The sequence below is a fragment of the Bifidobacterium hapali genome, assembly GCF_002259755.1.
Lineage (GTDB): Bacteria > Actinomycetota > Actinomycetes > Actinomycetales > Bifidobacteriaceae > Bifidobacterium > Bifidobacterium hapali.
The window spans coordinates 1-14,870 of record NZ_MWWY01000030.1; the positions used below are offsets into that span (position 1 = coordinate 1).

The window sequence follows — 14,870 nt, forward strand, 5'->3', positions numbered from 1 at the left end:
GATGCGCGCCATCAGGCTCTGCCACGCCGCCGACCGTTCGCTTTTGGCGATGTGCCAGCCGATCACGTGCCCGTCGGCGATGGCGATCAGCACCACGGCGTCGCGGTGCAGGTGAATGCCGTCCACATGCACCACGTGATGCACCTCGTCCACCAGGGGCACCGGCGGCCACAGGCCCCACATCAGCTCGCACCGGCGGCGCAGCGTGCGGGAGGGCAGGTCGTGCTCGGCCTGCGACCGTTTGGAAAACAGCCAGTCCAGTCCGCACCGCAGGTCACGGGCCCTGTTGTCGCGCGACTGGGTGCGCGAGCTCCCGCAGCCGGCGTCCCGGCACCGCCACCTGACCCGCCCCGAGCTTGTTCTTCCGTTCCGTTTCATCGGCTCGCCGCACACGGCGCAACTGGGTGTGTTCATCCACCCAATCTGCCACGCCAACTCGAAAGCCGCTCAACCGTTGTCCCGAAAGGCCTCACAGCCTGTTCCGGACACACATTCTGGCCGACTTCAAGTTCCCCGCCCATACAACTCGAACAGGGGAAACGCCCACTGCCACAAAGGAAAGCGAGCCAAAACAGACACACATTTTGGCCTATAACCCTTGTCCTCGGATTCACGAGGGCAAAGACAGCGGTTTTTGTATGTCTGTTTGTCTACGGGTCAGTGGCGGTTTTTGCTCGCTGACACACCCCTCAGCGAGCAAAAATCGCCACGCACATTGGGGGCGTGTAGTGGTTTATCACGCGATGAAATTGACTCGTTACAATCCATCGTGTGCGCACACCTAAACGTGACATATCGGCGGAGGTAGACCTATCTTCCGCCAAAATATCACACAAATCCGGTCCTAAACGTGATATTGCGGCGGATAGGTGGCATATCTCCGCCGGATTATCACAAATACGGCTCTATTTTTGTGATATTTCGGCGGAAGTCGCGTACATATCCGCCGCGATATCACACAATCACAAAAAACAGCGGATTCAACCCATCAGCAACCGGCCTCGAACCGGCGGCCACATGCCGCGCTAGAGTAGGCGTCATGTCATGCACCACTCTTCTCGTAGGAAAATCAGCCAGTTACGACGGATCGACCATCATCGCCCGCGACGACGATTCCGGCTCCGGCCGCTACGATCCTAAACGCTTCATCGCAGTCGCCCCAGCCGATCAGCCACGTCACTATCGCAGCGTCTTAAGCCACGTCGAAATCGACCTGCCCGACAACCCATGCCGATACTCAATCGTCCCTAACGTACTCAATAATCGCGGCATCCTCGCAGAAGCCGGCGCCAACGAACACAACGTTGCGATGAGCGCCACCGAAACAATCGCCGTCAATGAGCGCGTCGCCGCAGCCGACCCGTTCGTCGCACTGCAGCCGGCCGTCGGCGAGCCAAATACCGACGCATACGTGCCCGAACAGCCCGGCGGCATCGGCGAAGAAGACATCATCACGCTCGTCATCCCGTACGTCACGACCGCGCGAGAAGGCGTCAAGCGGCTCGGCGAGCTTCTCGAAACGTACGGTACGTACGAGTCGAACGGTGTGATCATCTCCGACGTGGATGAAATCTGGTACGTCGAAACGATCGGCGGCCACCATTGGATCGCGCGCCGCGTGCCCGACGACTGCTACGCGACCATCCCGAACCAGCTTGGCATCGATGATTTCGATCTCACTGACGCGCTCAGCGAGCAGCGCGAGTACATGTGCAGCGCCGATCTGCGCGACTTCATCGCCGAGCATCATCTCGACCGCAGCATGAGCGCGCACGTGAGCGGCGCCGGATTCGCAGCCGACGGGTCGGTTTCGCAACGTGACCGGTTCAACCCGCGCACCGTGTTCGGCGAGTCCACACCGAAGGACCACATCTACAACACGCCGCGCGCATGGTACATGCAGCGCTACCTCAACCCGAGCGACGACTGGGATTCGCCGGCCGCACGCTACACGCCCGAATCGGACGACATTCCGTGGTGCCGCGTGCCGGAGAACAAGGTCACGATCGAGGACGTCGATTTCCTGCTCGCGTCGCACTTTGAAGACACGCCGTACGATCCGTACGGTACGAAAGGCACGCCGGAATCGCGGCACCGGTATCGCCCGATCGGCGTCAACCGTACCGGTCATATGGTTGCGATACAGCTGCGGCCGTACGCGCCGGCGTGCAGTCGTGCGGTCATGTGGATTTCGTACGGTTCCGGTCCGTTCACGACCGCCGCGCCGTTCTACGCGAACGTGACAGACACGCCCGCGTACCTGCGCGACACGACTGCGCACGTTTCGACCGACAATCTGTATTGGACGAACCGACTGATCGCAGTGATCGCGGACGCGCACTGGTTTGAGACGAACCGGCTGATCGGCGGGTACGTTGAGCAGGTGCGCACGTTTGGTCACCGGCTGGTTGAGGAGACTGACGCGGCGATCGAAAGCGGACGGTTCGACGACGGCGCGGACGGTAACGGCGACGGTCGACTCGACGGTGACGGCTCGCGTGACGGACGGCCGGTGACGGCGGTGCTCGGCGAGGCGAACGATCGGATGGCTGATTTCTTGCGTGAGCACGCGACTTTGCTGCTCGACGGCGTGCTGTATGAGGGCAGTAATCTGATGCACAACAGTTTCGCGATGTCGGACCGGTGGGTGTGACTGGCGAGTGCGATGACGCTTGTTTGTCGTGTGTGTGCAGCATAATAGAACGGTTTGTGTCTGGAGGGTTATTTGACGGCGGCGACGCGCGTTGGAAACCTGCTAGCACAGCACAGCAATCATACGGTTGCGGGAGGAGTTCGCCGCGGGAAACCAAGGCGTTCGCCATTATCACCGCTTCATAGAAAGAAGAACCAATAACATGGCTCCTAAAAAGAAGGTCACGGCGCTGATCAAGCTCCAGATCCAGGCTGGTAAGGCCAACCCGGCTCCGCCGCTGGGCCCGGCTCTGGGTTCGCATGGCGTGAACATCATGGACTTCTGCAAGGCGTACAACGCTCAGACGCAGGACAAGATGGGTCAGGTCATCCCGGTTGAGATCACCGTTTACGAAGACCGCTCCTTCACCTTCGTTCTTAAGACCCCGCCGGCTGCAGCTCTGCTGCTCAAGGCTGCTGGCATTGAAAAGGGTACCGAGAACCCGCTGACCCACAAGGTTGGCTCTGTCACCAAGGCTCAGGTCCGCGAGATCGCCGAAGTTAAGATGGCTGATCTGTCTGCTCGTGACATCGAAGCCGGCATGAAGATCATCGAGGGCACTGCTCGCTCGATGGGCATCACGGTCACCGACTGAGAAGAGGAGAAGGACTAATGGTACAGCGTTCTAAGAAGTATCGCGAAGCGGCCGAGAAGGTCGATCGCAACAACCTCTACACCGCCAACGAGGCCATCGCGCTCCTCAAGAGCATGCCGGAGTACAAGTTCGACCAGACCGTGGAAGCGGTGCTGCGCCTGAACGTGGACCCGCGCAAGGCCGACCAGCTGGTGCGTGGCTCCGTCCTGCTGCCTCATGGCACTGGTAAGACCGCCAAGGTGCTCGTGTTCGCTCGTGGCCCGAAGGCCACTGAAGCAACCGAGGCTGGCGCCGATATCGTCGGTGATGACGACCTCATCGCGAAGGTCGCCGACGGTTTCCTCGATTTCGATGCCGTCGTCGCTACCCCGGACATGATGGGCAAGGTCGGTCGTCTCGGCCGCGTGCTCGGTCCGCGTGGCCTCATGCCGAACCCGAAGACCGGCACCGTTACTATGGACGTGACCAAGGCTGTCAAGGAAATCAAGGGTGGTAAGGTCGACTTCCGCGTCGACAAGCACGGCAACCTCTCCTTCCTCATCGGCAAGATGAGCTTCGACGAGGCTGCCCTGGACGAAAACTTCAAGGCTGTGGCTGACGAAGTCAAGCGTCTCAAGCCGACCACCGTGAAGGGCCGTTACGTCACCAAGGCGACCATCACTTCCACGATGAACCCGGGCGTCCCGGTCGACCCGCTGACTGTTGCCTGATTCCGTTTGCGAATCGCACGGTCACGGTAAGTGACTCACTGATCAAGACCCGCGTTGCGATTACGCAGCGCGGGTCTTGTCGCTTATTGCGGCTCCTCTTGCTAGGACGTTGCCGTGAAACAAACAGCAGAGCTGCTTGTAGGCAACGTGTTCGCCGACAAGGTGAGCCACTATTGGCGGAACTGATTGAGAGGTAACACACTTTTGGAACGTCAAGGGTGTGACCACCCCGCATCAGTCTCGCTTCGCGAGCGGAATTTCGGGGTAAATATCAAACGTGGGTCTTATTCGCGCATGTTATTGGCATGTTGTGAGCTAGCGTGACCTGCTTATACCCCCTAGGACTGCGGTGTGATGGTATGCAGAGGCTGTAACTGAGCAGTATCGTATTCCTGACCTTGAGTTACGGTCGTTTTAGGGTGTGAAAAAGGCCGTAACTCAGCATTAGTGTGACCCTGTCATTGAGTTAAGGTCTTATGAGGGGTGTTTGGAGGCTGTAACTGAGCAGTATCGTATTCCTGACCTTGAGTTACGGTCGTTTTAGGGTATGAAAAAGGCCGTAACTCAGCATTAGTGTGACCCTCTCATTGAGTTAAGGTCTTATGAGGGGCGTTTGGAGGCCGTAACTGAGCACATGTCTGATATGGTCATACTCCCACTCTTGGGCCTACTCGCGTGTCCGCCATCACTTCGCGATGCGTCCTAGGGTGATGGCGGTGCGTAGCACGTATGCTTCGCGCGGGTCTGCTGCGTCCCAACCGGTGGTATCGGCGGCACGTTTGAGACGGTAGCGTACGGTGTTCGGATGCACATTCAACGCTTTCGCTGTAGTTTCGAGCGATCCGCCCGAAAGCACAAATGTGGACACGGTTTCCAGTGTTGGATCATCCGGGCCAGCCGCTGTCAGCGAGCCATATACAGCGTCAATCAACTCGCGTTTTGCATCCTCATCGCCAAGTAAAGCGCGTTCAGGTAGTGCATCTTCAGCCCGAACTAAGCGGTTGAGCCGCGCTCGCGCATCACTGAGCGGTCGGCTGTCCGATGAGTGCGCTTGCGCCTGTGCACGCATAGTATCTCGAATAGCCGGTGCCGCTGCCAAAGTCGATAGCGCGCCGCGTATCGTCGCAGACGCACCATCTACTCCATGCCGTAACGGACCGAGCGCCACCGGTCGTGCATCGTCAAACGCAGCCATCATTGCAGTGCAGGTAACTTCTGGCGTTGCCGCAGCTTGCACGCCGACTAGCGCTACGCATACCCCCTCGCGCGTGCCAGCAATCGTCAGTGAACCGCCGAGATCGCGAGCAACCGCGCGCAACTGGTCCAATGTGTGCGTCGTTGAATCTGCCGTGTAACCGGCAACTGCAAAGCAACGCGCGTCATCGGGCCAACCGAGTACATGCATCAGCGAGGCCACGCGCGCATCGGTCAAGCCTCCAACGAGACATTCAAACGTCACGGCTTCCACGTCACCGCCGCGCGACACGATCAGGTCCAGCACATCCCCATCCATACGTTCCGTCATGACCCTTCAGCTTAGTCGTTTCGTGCCGGTAAAGCGACGAGATGAAAACACTAAGCAGGCATTTTGCAAACTGAGAGGCAGATCGTGACGCTTGCGGAGGTCAATTTGCAAACTGAGAGGCAGGTCTTGTTGGCCTTAGAGGTTGCAAACCCCCATATGAACCGATTTCGGGGGTGTATATTCAGATAAGACTGCCTCTCAGTTTGCAAAAGGACCCGCGCAAAGCCGGAAATCTGCCTCTCAGTTTGCGAATTGCACCTGTCCACTCCGCGCGGATCTTGCTTAGGACGCAATACAGTGGGTTATGCGCGGCTTGTACGGGCGTTTTGACTGTGTTGATCGCCAGAAGTCGCGCGAGTCTCCCGCCAATACGTCAAGCACACGAACCCAAATACGAACGCAACCGGCAGCATATGTCGCTCGAAATTATTTGCCGGCGCAGTCACCATCACACCCATGAGCAATAACAACGGAATATGCGTGAGCAGTGTTCTCCAGCGTCGCGCAATCACTTCTGCCGCGCCGATCAACAGTGTCATTGTCACATAGAAATTGCCGTGCGCCAGCCAACCGATCACCGGAATCGCACCCCATGCGCGTGCGTGTTCAGCCACGGTTTCACGCCAATCGTGATTCACGTCCTTCAACCACGTGCTTTTCTCCTGCACATAGTCGCTGGTCACGTAATAGTCCATCGCCACATACGGCAGATCGGTCGGGTTGAAATAGCCGAAGCATTTCGCCAGCAATGCGTCGAGCGCTATCACCGGATTCGCGCGCACGATTTCAAGCCATGCCGCGTTGAAATCTCGCATGTTATCCGGTGTCACTGTGCGCCACTTGTAGCTCACTTTTTTCGATTGAATACCCGACGATTTCACCGGGTCTGCATCCTGCCTGAAGTATGCTTCAGCCATCTGATCGAGGTTGAAAATCGGCGCGAGCTTGCGTTTTGCATCGTCGGGAATGCCTTTCGGATTGAGTTTGGCGACGCGCGCGATCATCTGCAGTTGCACGCCGCGGCTTTCGATCGGGTCGCCACCGATCACGACTCCGCTCGAAATCAGTGCCGAAATACCGCCGTGAATAATAATCACTGGCAGCACGAGCGCGACAACATACGTGCGCCAGCGTGCGCGGTCGGCGATCAGTGCGAGCACGATTTGCACAACAATCAAGTACCACGCATATTTTGCGGAAATGAGCATTACGCACGTCGAAACAATAAACGCGAGGAGTGAGTGTCGCGGCAGCTGCTGCACACGGTCGAGCGGGTGCAGACCGTCGCGATCGCCGCGCCGCCACGTCATGTGCAGTTCAGCCCATACGCCGAACCACCAGACGAACGCGAACGCAAACAACGGCGATTTTGTCAGCGAGATCGTTGAAAACACTGCCAGCGGACAGACTAAGAAAAACAGTAGGATCACAAAGCGCGCGAATCCGCCGGCTGCGCGATTCGGGTACGGCAGCGGTCGCAAGTTTGTGACAGTGAGCGACGATCGCAGTCCACGCTCGGGCCGCGCGAAATCGACCGGTTCACGGTATTGCGGGCGTTCGGGATACGCATAACTGGGCTCGCTGACCGCGTAAGCCGGTCGCAGCCACGGTAAGTTGAAGAATCGGTGAGCGGCGGATGCGCAGCAGAACGCGGCAAACAGCCACTGGAGGACTGAGAGTACGACGAAACCGGCGTCGTTCGAGTCTGTTATGTATCGGGAGATTGCGGCGGCCGCGCCGTAGATTACGGTGAGTACGACGTTGTGCTGATCGGTGAGGTACGTGGGTTGATCGGGCCACATGTAGTGTGCGGTGGGGTAGATATCCATCGGGACGAACGAGAAAAAGCCGATATATGGCTGTTCCATGCCTGTCAGCTGGTTCCATGCCCAGCTGAATTCGCGCACTTGTGAGCGGATGTCTGCGCCGAACGCGCTCATTATTGTTGCCGGCACCCATAACCAACCGATAACGAGAATCAGTGCGATTTTCCAGCCTCGGTCAGTGGCTCGCATGATTGCGCGGCCGATCGTTGCCGACGCAATGCGCAGCGCAGTTGCTGCGCGGCCGGCGCGGACTTTGCGGCCCCAAATGCGCCATTCCATCGGCAGGTGCCATGAGTCCGGCAGTGCGCGGCGGCCGGTGCCGTGGCGGGAGAGTATCCAGACGATTGCGAACGAAGCGGCGAATGCGAGCATGGCGTATGCGGTGTTTGCTCCCGACCAGTCGGCAATCGAACCGTCTTGCCAGTAGAGGGGGCCGACGCCGACGCATAAGGCGATCCATAGGCAGGCGAGTATGGCGAGGGCCCAGCGGGCGGTTGCAGCGGTTGTGGTGATTGCGGTGGTGTGGGGGGTGCTGCGGGTGGTGCTGGTTGGGTTGGCTGTGTTGCGGGGAATGATGCGCAGGGTTGGGCGGCGTGTGGCAGTTGCGGTCGTGGTATTTGTGGTGGTGCTTGCGTCGGGAGCTGTTGCGATGTGTTGGTTAACGGTATCCGTGATGTGACTGGCGTGACTCGTGGTGTGGTCGTCTCGGTTCTGCTGGGAATGTACGGTCATACCACGGTATTCTATCGGGGCGTGCTGAGTCGCGGTTGGTTGGTTGGTGTGCGATTGAACAGGAGCGCGTTGTGTGTCGAAACGTGGACAGGACGAGCGTGCGGTTGCGGGTGCGCAGTTGCCAGAACGGGCGGCGCTGAGGATGTATGCGCGGTTGCTATGACCGGTGGGCGGGTGCGCGGATTGTAGTTGCAAACAGCTGTTCGGGCTGTACGGGGGCGACAATGGTGCGACTGTTGCGCTCGACATTCACGATTGATGCGAGTTACGACTGTGCGCGGGCGCGAATACCTGTCTGATGTATGCAGAACGAGCGTAACTGCGCGCAATACCGAGGCTCGCGCGCACTTACGCTCGTTTTTGGCGTGATTTTCCAGCATAACTGCGCGCACCTGTCTTTATTGCGCGCACTTACGCTGGAAAACAGGATCAGTGGCGCGTAATTTTGGTGGTGATGACTGAACTAAGACGACAGGGGTAGGCTGGGAAGTATGAGTGAGACGATGACGGATGCGGAACCAATAGCACAGGAAGCCGTGAAACAAGCCGTGAAACGCATGCCGTGTACGGAGGGCACAGCTGCGGCCGGCGCGGTACTACTGTTTGATCAGATTGGTTCGACGAATACGTTCGCGCGTGAGGTGATTGTGAACGGCCGTCTGCCACTGATAAACGACGGCCGTATCGTAGTGATTGCAGCCGATGCGCAGGTTGCTGGTCGCGGGAGGCTCGATCACACATGGGTGAGTCAGCCGGGGGAGTCGTTCACGGTTTCATTTGCGATCGCAGTGCCGCGTACGGTGGCGAGTGATGCAACTGTAAACGGATGGTTGCAGATGATCGCAGGATTGAGCACGCTCGATGCCCTGTGTGCGGTAGTGTGCACTGACGGTGACGATGCGCGTCAAACTCACCGCGATTCTGCCAGCTTTGATGGTGTCTGTGGCGGCGAAGAAAACCAGATCGCTGAAGGTGTTTGCGCATGCACTGCTTCCGAGAGCGACGCGTTGCAACTCAAATGGCCGAATGACATCTTTTGTGATGGTAAGAAGCTAGGCGGGATTCTCGCTGAAATGGTGACGTTACCGAACGACCCGCAATCTGTGGCAATTGTGTTCGGTATCGGATTGAATCTGTGTGTGCCTGCGGATCGCCTGCCGACCGCGCAGTCGACGTCATTGCAACTGCACTATCAGCTGCCCGGAACGTTCGATGACCTACGCGATGCGATTGCTGCGCGCATTGCGCAATCGCTGCGTGCACGTATTGCTGGATTCTGTGATAATCCGCATCGTTGCGCGGTGAGCTTGCGTGAGGAGACGCAGTCGGTGTGTTGGACGTTGGGTCACGAAGTTGAAGCGCATTTTACAGACGGTTCGACGTTGCGCGGCAAGGCGCTCGCGCTTAATGAGGATGCGTCGCTGACGATGCAGACTGCAGACGGTAATACCCACGTCGTGCGTACGGCTGACGTAGGTGTGTTGGTGTCATGACGGTTCGTGGGTTCAGTAAAAGTGTGATATTCCGGCGGAGGATTGCTAAGTTCCGCCGAAAAATCACATTACGAGGCGGTTTTCTGTGATATTCCGGCGGAGGTAAGCGGGTTTACCGCCGGAATGTCACGTTTGGGACAGGATTTATGTGATATTTCGGCGGACAAGCAACATGCCTCCGCCGGAATATCACGTTTGATTGGTCACGCGATGGAAGAATTGAAGGTTTTGCCATCGCGTGATTGTGGGTCTGTTCATGCGATGGCAAAAGGGCGAGAATTTCCATCTCGTGTGATGAATTGAAGTCACGCGATGGTATGAAACCGGTATCGTGCCATCGCGTGAGTATTGCCACTATCACGCGATGGAAAAAATAGGGGTTTGCCATCCCCTGCGGGGATACATGTAATACCCGCATGCAGTGAAACACTCGATTTAGGGTTTTGCCATCCCGTGCGGGAATACATGGGTCACGCGATGGATTGAAACGGGTCAATTCCATCGCGTGATCGAGTGTTACCGTGAGTGATGTGCTGAAAGGTGCTGAGAAGTAATATCTCAAGAAAAGGTGCCGAGGAAGGTGCTAAAAGTACGGCGAAAAGCTCTACTAATATCCTGTGTTAGCGCTTGAGGGAGGTAGCACCGGCGATAACAAGCGAGGCTACTGCGGCCTTGATAAGGTCGCCGGCCACGAATCCCATTGAAGCGAGCGCAACCGTGCCAAACGGAACACCGGTGATTGCAGATTGCACGGTGAATCCGATCGCATAATCGAGCGCGATGCAGCCGATAAACGAAGCCACGAAATAACGCAGCACTGTCAGGGCAACACGAAGAATATGGGCAGTAGAGGAATCCGAAGAATCTGCACGAGCCCCTGCAGCCAAGCCGCCCGCGAAAGCAGTCACCGTGCGCAATCCAGCACCTGCCGCGACAACCTGACGGCTCGCGTTCCCCTTCAGCAATGCGGTCACAATCGCAGCCGGCAGGAATCCGATCAAAAATCCGGCGCTCGGCCCGAACAGAGCGGCGGTTGACATGCCGCCAGCGAACACCGGCAGCCCAGCCGCACCAGCCGCCAAATACAGCGCAATCGAAGCGCCCGCCTGCCGCCACGTCATCGTAAGCGCAGCGACCATCACAACAAACGTTTGCAACGTGATCGGCACGGGCGTGCCAGGAATCGGAATACGTCCGGCCATCGTGGCGAGCGCAAGTAGTACGGCGAACACAACCGGTTTGACGATCGCGAATACGAGCGCGCGGCGAGCGCTCGTCACAGCTGCCGTACCAGCAACCGCTACACCGGCACCAACCTCAGCTCCGGCCTGTGCACCAGCTCGATTGCCAGCTACAGCTTGCGCACCTTGCGCACCTCGCTCAGTCCCAGCACCTCGCGCAGCCTCAGCAACGCCAGCAGTCCCAGTAATGTCCGCCATGTGATTCCCCTTCGTGCAAGTGATCAACAATATATCCACGCAATACTGACGAAAACAACACTTGCGTCAATATTGGTTCGCTATCGTACGCCTCGATCTGATGGTTACGTTTGTGTAGGCATACAAAACGACCGCCGCTTTTTTGTTGGGACGACGAACTCGAAATCACAGGTTGCAGGTCTATCTTGTGACGATATGACTGAAATCGTCAAGAAGATACTGATTGCGAACCGAGGTGAGATCGCCCTGCGCGTGGTGCGGACCGCGCACGAAATGGGCATCGCCACGGTGGCTGTGTACTCGGAGCAGGATCGCGAGGCGCCGTACGTCGACATGGCTGACGAGGCGTATCTGCTGCCCGGTGACACGTATAAAGACACGTATTTGAACGAAGATTTACTGATCGATGTCCTGCATCGCAGCGGTGCCGACGCAGTGCATCCCGGTTACGGATTTCTTTCGGAAGTCGCCACGTTCGCGAGTAAAGTCGCGCAAGCCGGTGCGATTTGGATTGGCCCGAACCCGGAAGCGCTCACTGATCTCGGCGACAAAATCACCGCTCGCCGCGTCGCCACGCGCGCCAAAGTCCCGCCGGTCCCGGGCTTGAACGAGTCGGTGAGCGATATTCGCGCGCTCTACGATTTCGCGCACACGCACGGTTATCCGATCATGATGAAACGCACTGACGGTGGCGGCGGACGTGGCATCACGATTGTGCGCAGTGATGACGAACTGCGCAGTTTTTACATGAATCATGACGCACTGCAAGGTGGCGACCTCGACGAGTATTTCGTCGAACGGTTCATCGACAAGGGCCGCCATGTTGAAACGCAGTGCGGCCGCGACTCGCACGGCAATTTCGCTGTCTATTCGACCCGCGATTGCAGCGTGCAGCGACGCAATCAGAAGCTCATCGAGGAAGCTCCCGCGCCGTTCTTGCCGGAAGGCGTGCACGATCAGCTGGTGAACTACTCGCGTCGCCTGTTTGAAGCGGTCGGTTACGTTGGTCTCGGCACTTGCGAGTTCATGCTCACCGACACGGGCAAAGTGTATTTCCTTGAAGTCAATCCGCGACTGCAGGTCGAGCATACGGTCAGCGAGGAAGTGTCCGGCCTTGATTTGGTTCGTGAGCAGATCACGATTGCGGACGGCGGTGCGTTGACGGAGCCGCCGGAGCCGCGCGGGCACAGTTTCGAGCTGCGTATCACTTGCGAAGATCCGGCGAAGAATCTTACGCCGAGCTCGGGTACGCTCACGAAACTTGAGTGGCCGTCTGGTCCGGGTATTCGTATCGATTCCGGCGTGGTGGAAGGCGATACGATTTCACCGAAGTTTGATTCGATGATGGGCAAGCTGGTCGTCACCGCGCAGGATCGCGCGGCTGCCGTGGCTCGCGTGCGGCGTGCGCTCGGCGAGCTGCATATCGAGGGCGTGCCGACGCCGGCGAGCTTGTTTGAGCAGGTTTTTCGTGACGATGAGTTCACGGCTGAGCATGGGCATGCGTTCGACGTGAGCACGAAGTGGTTGGAACGTAAGTATCTCGGCCGTGCGGCTGCGGCGACGCGCGCGGGACAGCCAGCGTCGCTCAGTGGCGCGGCGGATGGCGGTGCGGCGCAAGTTGAGTCGAAGCCGACGGAAACGTTCGTGATCGAGATGAACGATCAGCGCGTGAAACTGACGGTGCCGCTTGACATTGTCGAGAATATTACTGGCTCGGCGCGCGCTCGAGATGCGAAACGGCCGACGCAGCCGTTGCGTGGTTCTGGACTGCATCAGGCCGCGTCGGCGAAGCCGACGAATGCTGATCGACCGGGCGTGATTTCTGCGCCGATGCAAGCAGTGGTTACGCGTATCAACGTGGCCGAAGGACAGCATGTCGCCAAGGGCGACCTGCTGGTGGTGCTTGAGTCGATGAAGATGGAGAACTACGTGTACGCGCCGGCGGCTGGCACGGTGACGAAGATTTTCGTCGCTCCTGCGGCTGGCGTTGAGGCTGGACAGACTCTGGTCACGCTTGATGTGGATGGTGCGGGGGTCAAGCCAAAGTCTGACGTGGGACAGGCTGCGCCATCGGCTCAGTCGACCGCACAGCACAAGGGGGAGGTGCAATGACCGATATCATGCAATCGCCGGCTGTGAAGCAGTACGTGGAACAGTCAGCTTCGCTCGGTGACGGCGACGTGAAACAGTCCGTGAAACAGCCGTCGGCTCACTTGCAGTCGCCGCAGCAGCAGTCATCGCCGCAGTCCGCGGACTCACCGAACGCCGGTCAACAGCCGATTCGCGCGGCCGTCGCGCGGGCCGCCGAACTCGCGCGCGACGCCGAAGCGCACGCACGCGAGCGTCAGCATGTCAAAGGCAAGCTCACCGCGCGCGAACGGCTCGATTTGCTCTTCGACACTGGCACGTTCGAGGAAATCGGCCGTTTTGCCGGCGGCGACATCAACGGCGGCAAAGCCGGAGCGGCCGTCATCACTGGTTTCGGTGACGTGTACGGTCGCAAAATCGCCGTGTATGCGCAGGATTTTTCGGTGCGCGGCGGCACGCTGGGCCATGCGGAAGGCGAGAAAATCTGCCGACTCATGGACAAGGCGATCGAACTGAAAATCCCGATCGTCGCACTCATCGACTCTGGCGGCGCGCGCATTCAGGAAGGTGTTGCGGCACTCACCGAATACGGTCATATTTTCCGCCGAACCTGCGCAGCCAGCGGTTTCGTACCGCAGATTTCGATTATTCTGGGGCCTTGCGCGGGTGGTGCGGTCTACTGCCCAGCGCTCACCGATTTCATCATCATGACTCGCGAACATTCGAACATGTTCGTCACCGGACCGGATGTCGTCAAAGCGGCCACAGGCGAAGTCATCAGCATGGACGATCTCGGCGGCGGACTCGTACACAATCGCGTCTCCGGCGTCGCGCACTATCTCGGCGAAGACGAATCCGATGCGATCGACTACGCGCGCACGGTCCTCGCGTATCTGCCATCGAACTGCGACGATCAGCCGCCAACCTACGCGTACGCAGTCACGCGAGCCGAACGCGAGACTGCGAAACGACTTGCGACGATCGTGCCTGACAATGATCGCCAGCCGTACGACATGCTTGAAGTGATTCGCTGCATCGTCGATTACGGCGAGTTCGTACAAGTGCAGGAACTGTTCGCCGGTTCCGCGGTCGTTGGATTCGCGTGCATCGAAGGTCACCCGGTGGGCGTGGTTGCGAACCAGCCGAACGTGAACGCGGGCATTCTCGACGTTGACTCGTCGGAGAAAGTCGCGCGATTCGTGCGCTTGTGTGACGCGTTCAACCTGCCGGTGATTACGCTCGTGGACACGCCTGGATACAAGCCTGGCGCCGAACAGGAGCATGCGGGCATCATCCGACGTGGCGCGAAAGTGATTTACGCGTACGGCAACGCGCAAGTGCCGATGATTACGGTCGTGTTGCGCAAGGCGTTCGGCGGCGCGTACATCGTCATGGGGTCCAAGGCGATCGGCGCGGACATGAACTTCGCATGGCCGAGCTCGCAGATCGCGGTACTTGGCGCGACCGGTGCAGTGAACATCATTCATCGCAAAGATTTGCAGAAAGCGCGCGAAACGGGCCGTGATGTTGACGCATTGCGCGCGCAGCTCGTTGACGAATACCAGCGGACTACGGTCAACGCGAATCTGTCGCTCGAAACCGGACAGATTGACGCGATGATCGACCCCGAACAGACGCGTCAAGCGATTGCCGAATCGCTGCGGCTACTCGCCGGCAAACGTCGCACCCGCCCCACCACCAAACACCACGGCAACCAGCCACTGTAATGATCATGGCTCCCCTTGCCAGGGGAGCCGAGATAAAAGATTC

General features: G+C 58.6%; 10 protein-coding genes. 6 read left to right on the plus strand and 4 right to left on the minus strand.

The annotated features are described in order from the left end of the window. A partial coding sequence (locus tag BHAP_RS08000; protein ID WP_420807728.1) for a transposase-like zinc-binding domain-containing protein occupies positions 1-414 on the minus strand: 414 nt, incomplete at its 3' end. 625 nt (positions 415-1,039) lie between these two features. Between BHAP_RS08000 and BHAP_RS08005 the strand changes: the two genes are divergently transcribed. The 3 genes from BHAP_RS08005 (at position 1,040) to rplA (ending at position 3,997) form a co-directional block, all read left to right on the plus strand. After that, the gene (locus BHAP_RS08005; protein WP_094730210.1) at positions 1,040-2,653 is read left to right on the plus strand and encodes a C69 family dipeptidase; all 1,614 of its coding nucleotides are present in this window, start codon (positions 1,040-1,042) and stop codon (positions 2,651-2,653) included. Between the two features lie 202 nt (positions 2,654-2,855). After that, positions 2,856-3,287: a 50S ribosomal protein L11 gene (gene rplK, locus BHAP_RS08010; RefSeq protein ID WP_094730211.1), complete on the plus strand. Its 432-nt coding sequence runs from the start codon at positions 2,856-2,858 to the stop codon at positions 3,285-3,287. A gap of 17 nt (positions 3,288-3,304) precedes the next feature. Continuing rightward, positions 3,305-3,997 carry a 50S ribosomal protein L1 gene (rplA, locus tag BHAP_RS08015; RefSeq protein WP_094730212.1) on the plus strand — a complete coding sequence of 231 codons (693 nt, stop codon included), beginning with the start codon at positions 3,305-3,307 and terminating at the stop codon, positions 3,995-3,997. Positions 3,998-4,682: 685 nt separating this feature from the next. Here the strand turns inward: rplA and BHAP_RS08020 are convergent. After that, on the minus strand, positions 4,683-5,522 hold the full coding sequence (locus BHAP_RS08020) for a PucR family transcriptional regulator (RefSeq protein WP_094730213.1): 840 nt from the start codon (positions 5,520-5,522) through the stop codon (positions 4,683-4,685). 302 nt (positions 5,523-5,824) lie between these two features. Then, positions 5,825-8,080, minus strand: coding sequence for a DUF6020 family protein (locus BHAP_RS11905; RefSeq protein WP_244569356.1), 2,256 nt, complete (start codon positions 8,078-8,080; stop codon positions 5,825-5,827). A gap of 557 nt (positions 8,081-8,637) precedes the next feature. Between BHAP_RS11905 and BHAP_RS08030 the strand changes: the two genes are divergently transcribed. Next, entirely contained in the window at positions 8,638-9,573 is a 936-nt protein-coding gene (locus tag BHAP_RS08030; RefSeq protein WP_094730221.1) for a biotin--[acetyl-CoA-carboxylase] ligase, read from the plus strand. Between the two features lie 620 nt (positions 9,574-10,193). On the opposite strand, the gene BHAP_RS08035 is transcribed toward BHAP_RS08030, so the two are convergent. Continuing rightward, a complete protein-coding gene (locus tag BHAP_RS08035) occupies positions 10,194-11,012 on the minus strand; it encodes a biotin transporter BioY (RefSeq protein ID WP_094730214.1) in 819 nt (272 codons plus the stop codon). 195 nt (positions 11,013-11,207) lie between these two features. On the opposite strand from BHAP_RS08035, the gene BHAP_RS08040 reads away from it, so the two are divergent. Together BHAP_RS08040 and BHAP_RS08045 are read left to right on the plus strand one after the other, a co-directional pair. Next, a complete protein-coding gene (locus BHAP_RS08040) occupies positions 11,208-13,124 on the plus strand; it encodes an ATP-binding protein (protein ID WP_094730215.1) in 1,917 nt (638 codons plus the stop codon). Beyond that, positions 13,121-14,827 (plus strand): acyl-CoA carboxylase subunit beta, encoded by a 1,707-nt coding sequence (locus BHAP_RS08045; protein WP_094730216.1) that lies wholly within the window; start codon positions 13,121-13,123, stop codon positions 14,825-14,827. The genes BHAP_RS08040 and BHAP_RS08045 overlap by 4 nt, the downstream gene beginning before the upstream one ends. Positions 14,828-14,870: the final 43 nt, after the last annotated feature.

What these genes read in the sequence shown, in the direction of transcription:
- BHAP_RS08030 (WP_094730221.1), top strand. Translation starts at nt 8,638, where the DNA reads ATGCCGTGTACGGAGGGCACAGCTGCGGCCGGCGCGGTACTACTGTTT.
- BHAP_RS11905 (WP_244569356.1), bottom strand. Translation starts at nt 8,080, where the DNA reads ATGACCGTACATTCCCAGCAGAACCGAGACGACCACACCACGAGTCAC.
- BHAP_RS08005 (WP_094730210.1), top strand. Translation starts at nt 1,040, where the DNA reads ATGTCATGCACCACTCTTCTCGTAGGAAAATCAGCCAGTTACGACGGA.
- rplA (WP_094730212.1), top strand. Translation starts at nt 3,305, where the DNA reads ATGGTACAGCGTTCTAAGAAGTATCGCGAAGCGGCCGAGAAGGTCGAT.
- rplK (WP_094730211.1), top strand. Translation starts at nt 2,856, where the DNA reads ATGGCTCCTAAAAAGAAGGTCACGGCGCTGATCAAGCTCCAGATCCAG.
- BHAP_RS08045 (WP_094730216.1), top strand. Translation starts at nt 13,121, where the DNA reads ATGACCGATATCATGCAATCGCCGGCTGTGAAGCAGTACGTGGAACAG.
- BHAP_RS08035 (WP_094730214.1), bottom strand. Translation starts at nt 11,012, where the DNA reads ATGGCGGACATTACTGGGACTGCTGGCGTTGCTGAGGCTGCGCGAGGT.
- BHAP_RS08040 (WP_094730215.1), top strand. Translation starts at nt 11,208, where the DNA reads ATGACTGAAATCGTCAAGAAGATACTGATTGCGAACCGAGGTGAGATC.
- BHAP_RS08020 (WP_094730213.1), bottom strand. Translation starts at nt 5,522, where the DNA reads ATGACGGAACGTATGGATGGGGATGTGCTGGACCTGATCGTGTCGCGC.